This window comes from Paenibacillus popilliae ATCC 14706 (genome assembly GCF_000315235.1).
Lineage (GTDB): Bacteria > Bacillota > Bacilli > Paenibacillales > Paenibacillaceae > Paenibacillus_B > Paenibacillus_B popilliae.
Map to the genome: position 1 here is coordinate 1 of NZ_BALG01000334.1, position 445 is coordinate 445.

Annotated in this window: 1 pseudogene; it reads left to right on the plus strand. The window is 43.6% G+C overall.

What is annotated here, in order from left to right:
* Positions 1-128 precede the first annotated feature (128 nt).
* Positions 129-313 (plus strand): annotated as a pseudogene (locus PPOP_RS24665) (transposase); the annotation flags it as partial.
* Between the last annotated feature and the right edge of the window lie 132 nt (positions 314-445).

Here is a 445-nt window from a genome sequence, read left to right on the forward strand (position 1 = left end):
CTGTCGGTGAAAAACGATTCGATGCGTTAACGCGTGTACTTAATCACCTGGCGGATACTCCGCCTGATCACGATATACAACAAGAGAGTGAATGCTTATGATATGCTGACTCTTCCGGGTTTTAGAATGTAAAACAAAACGGGTGCTCTCGTTTGGGGAAATACCTGTACCGTCTCCGGTACCAAACGATTGAACGAAGTTCCACAGATGCCAAAGTGCTCCATGGACTTCGCTATCGATGGTTGTCGGCAAGAAAAAAGTGTTAGAGCAAGTGCTCATGATCGCCATTTGTCAGAACGTCAAGAAGATCGCCAACACCTGGCCATGCTTGCCGGATAGGGCGATCTTCTTATTTTCATATACTCGTTATTTTAAGGCCTCATTTCATTATTCAAGTGAGATCTTAAAAAAGAGCTTTGTCAAAACGCTTTGTGGTTGTCTTTTT